Below are 3,525 nucleotides of genomic sequence, written 5' to 3' on the forward strand. Positions count from 1 at the left end.
CGGCCCTCTCCCAGCGCGAGCGCGAGTTCCACGTCATCGTGCACGCCAACCGCGACGAGGTCTATCGCGTGGACGCGGGACGCGGGCTCGAGATCTACGTCATCGGTCTCGCGCGGCCCGAGCGGCTTACGCTCGAGAGCGACTTCGGCGCGCTGCTGGTGAAGAACGGTGCCCCGTTGGGGTACGGCTACGCGGTGCTTCTGGGCGACCGGGCTGACATCGCGATCAACATCTTCCCGACCTACCGGGCCGGGGAGTCGCCGTACGTCTTCTCCCGCTTTACGTCGCTCTTCCATCATCACTTCGGCGCCCGCAAGTTCATCATGCGGCGCTACCAGCTCGGGCACGACAACCCGGAAGGGATCGAGGCGGGTTCGTTCTGGTTCTACCACAAGCTGGGATTCCGTTCGATCGACGCGAAGGTGCGGGCCGCGGCGGACGTCGAGGCGGCGCGTCTGGCGCGAAGAAAGGGCGCGCGGTCGGATGCGGCGACGCTGCGACGGCTGGCGCGGAGCGACATGCTCATCACCAGCGCCGGCACGCCGGTGGACGCTTTCCGAGACGTCGAGGTGAAGCGGGTGGGCCTTGCGGTGACGCAGCTGATCGAGCGCCGCTACGGCGGTGACCGGACCCGGGCGTTGCGCGACCTTGCGCGACGGGTCGCACGCGTCCTGGGCACGGCGCGGGTACCCGAGCGGCTCGCGCCGGTGGCGGCGCTGATCCCCGACCTCCGGCAGTGGTCGGCGGCCGAGCGGGAGCGTCTGGCGCGGCTGCTGCGCGCCAAGGAAGGGAAGCGCGAGCGGCCGTTCGTATTCGCGCTCCAACGGCACACTCGATTCATGCGGTTCCTGAACCGTCGCTTCCGACCGCCGACGGCCAACGGCTAACGGCTAACGGCCCCGCATGCCCCGCATCGTCTCCCTCATCGCCTCCGCGACCGAGATCGTCTGCGCCCTCGGTTTCGAGGATGATCTCGTCGGGAGGTCGCACGAGTGCGACTATCCGCCCGCGGCGCGGCGACTGCCGGCCGTGAGCCGCCCGACGTTCCCGACGGCGGGCTCGAGCCGGTCGATCGATCTGGCGGTGAAGGAGCGGCTCGCGAGGGCGCTCTCGATCTACGAGGTCGATGCGGAACTGCTGCGCGAGTTGAGGCCGGACGTGATCATCACCCAGACCCAGTGCGAGGTCTGCGCGGTGACGCCGGAGGACGTGGAGCGCGCGGTCTGCGAGCTGACCGAGCGGCCCGCCCGGATCGTCGCGCTGGAGCCGAACCGGCTGGGCGACGTGTGGGACGACATCCGCCGGGTTTCGAGAGCGCTCGACGCGCCGGCTCGCGGTGACGCGCTGGTCGCGGAGTTGCGGGCGCGGGTGCTGGCGGTCGCGCTGAGGGCCGCGTCACTGGAACCGAAACCCACGGTAGCGGATATCGAGTGGATAGATCCGCTGATGACCGCTGGCAATTGGATGCCGGAGCTGGTCGAGATGGCGGGCGGCGTGAACCTCTTCGGTGAGGCGGGTAAGCACTCGCCGTGGCTCGAGTGGGAGGACGTGGTCGCCAGGGATCCGGACGTGCTGGTCGTCTCTCCGTGCGGCTTCGGGATCGCGCGGACGCTGGAAGAGTTGCCGCTGCTTGCGGCGCGCCCTGAGTGGCCGAGTCTGCGTGCGGTGCGCGAGGGGCGCGTGTATGTCGTGGACGGCAACGCCTACTTCCACCGTCCGGGACCGCGCCTGGTCGAGTCGCTGGAGATCCTCGCCGAGATCCTGCATCCCGAGCGGTTCCGGTTCGGGCACGGCGGGACCGGATGGGTGGCGCGCAGCGCATGAGACGTGCGCGCGCCGTCTGCGTCACGCTCTGGTGCGCGCTGCTCGCCGATTGCGGTCACGGCGATGCGTTTCGCGCGCCGGATTTCGGGAGCGCCGACCCGTACTACTCGGGAACGCCGGTGCGCCTCACGCTGAACGCGGGCACCGACCTCTGGCCGACGTGGCTCCCCGACGGGTCCGGGATACTCTACACCTCCGAGCGTCTTGACCGGCCCGACAAGGACTGGTGCCTGGTCGTCCTCCCACCGAGCGGCGGCAGGATAACGCGGACGATCTGCGAGAACACCAAGGTCGGCGAGGATTCCGTCCAGACGTTCCAGTCGGCGGCTGTGTCCGCCGACGGGCGGCTGATATACGCGCGCTCCTCCGGCCTCGCCGGGGCGTTGGGCGCTACGAGCAACCGGGCTCGCTCCAGAAGTCTGGTGCTTGGCTCGTTGACGTCCCCGCTGAGCGTACAGACTCTCTCATCGATCGGCTTCACGATCCCGGGAGTACGAACCTTCGGGGGACTGTCGCAGATCAACTGGCTTGACACTTCCACGATCGTCTATCGCGCCGACTTCCTCGGTCAGGTGTGCCTGGCGCAGGTGGCCAACTGCCCGCAGGCGTTCATCCAGAGCGGCCTCGGCATCATCGTTCACACGCTCGGCGATGCGCCGTCACGGGTGCTGCTGCCGGGAACCGACTTCGCGTCGTCGGTGGCCGTCGGCGCGAGCAGCGACGAGCTGTACTTCACGCTGGGCGGCGATCCCCGCGTGTACCGCTACACGATCTCGACGGGGACCATCACCGTGATCTACGATTTCGGTGCGGCGGGCATCGCGCGCGACATCCAGGTGCGCGGCAGCAAGCTGGTGGCGGTGGTCGGCGGGCCGACGGTCGGTTTCGCCTTCAACGTCAGCGCGAACACCAACCTCCAGATCGACACGATCGGCGGCGAGATCCACGTGGTGGACTTGCTCGCCGGGACCGATGCGACGATCTCAGCCGGCCTCTTCTTCCGCCACATCGCGCTGTCTCCCGCCGGCAACCGGCTCGTTGCCGAGTCGGTCAGCGGCGGGCTGGGCGACCTGTGGCTCTTCGAGGTTCCGTGAGACGCGCTCCAGCCTCGGCGCTCATGGCCCTGCTCGCCGCCGCGCCTCTCGCGGCGCAGACGGGCGGGGTGATCGTCGGCCACGTGCGGGACCGCGAGGGCGTGCCGGTCCAGGGGGCGCAGGTGGTTGTCCTCGGCGCACAACGGAGCGCCGTGACGGACAGCGCCGGCGCGTACCGGATCCGCGATGTCCGCAGCGGCTGGCACCGCGTGCTCGCCCGGAGCATAGGCTATCAGGTAGTGCACCGGGACAGCGTGCTCGTGCGGGCTGCGCAAGTGACAGCCGTGGACTTCGTGCTGCCCGCGGCGCCGGTGGAGCTCGAGCCGCTCCATATCACCGCGCCCGTTGACGTAGTGCTCGATCCGCTCGCTATCGCGACCACGCAGCGCATCAGCGCCGACGACCTCCGCCACCTTCCAGTCACTACGCTCGAAGAGGCCCTCGCCCTCTCGGCCGGCGCGGTGGGCGAGAGCTACCGCGGCGGGCGCGTCGGGCAGACCGCGTTCATCATCGACGGACTCGGTATCAAGAACCAGTTGGACGCCTCCACCGGAGGCCTCGGGGTGCGCATCCCGCCCGACATCCTGACCGAGGCGTCGCTGGTCAC

General features: G+C 69.5%; 4 protein-coding genes. All 4 read left to right on the forward strand.

What is annotated here, in order from left to right:
- Window positions 1-887: hypothetical protein (locus Q8Q85_04365; protein MDP3773479.1), on the forward strand; the 887-nt coding region annotated here is incomplete at its 5' end.
- Window positions 888-903: 16 nt separating this feature from the next.
- Window positions 904-1,824, forward strand: a complete 921-nt coding sequence (locus tag Q8Q85_04370) for a cobalamin-binding protein (GenBank protein MDP3773480.1) — start codon at window positions 904-906, stop codon at window positions 1,822-1,824.
- The gene (locus Q8Q85_04375) at window positions 1,821-2,918 is read left to right on the forward strand and encodes a hypothetical protein (GenBank protein MDP3773481.1); all 1,098 of its coding nucleotides are present in this window, start codon (window positions 1,821-1,823) and stop codon (window positions 2,916-2,918) included. Before Q8Q85_04370 ends, Q8Q85_04375 begins: the two co-directional genes overlap by 4 nt.
- On the forward strand, window positions 2,915-3,525 hold a 611-nt coding region (locus Q8Q85_04380), incomplete at its 3' end, for a carboxypeptidase-like regulatory domain-containing protein (GenBank protein ID MDP3773482.1). The genes Q8Q85_04375 and Q8Q85_04380, both read left to right, overlap by 4 nt.

The organism is Gemmatimonadales bacterium, assembly GCA_030697825.1.
Lineage (GTDB): Bacteria > Gemmatimonadota > Gemmatimonadetes > Gemmatimonadales > JACORV01 > JACORV01.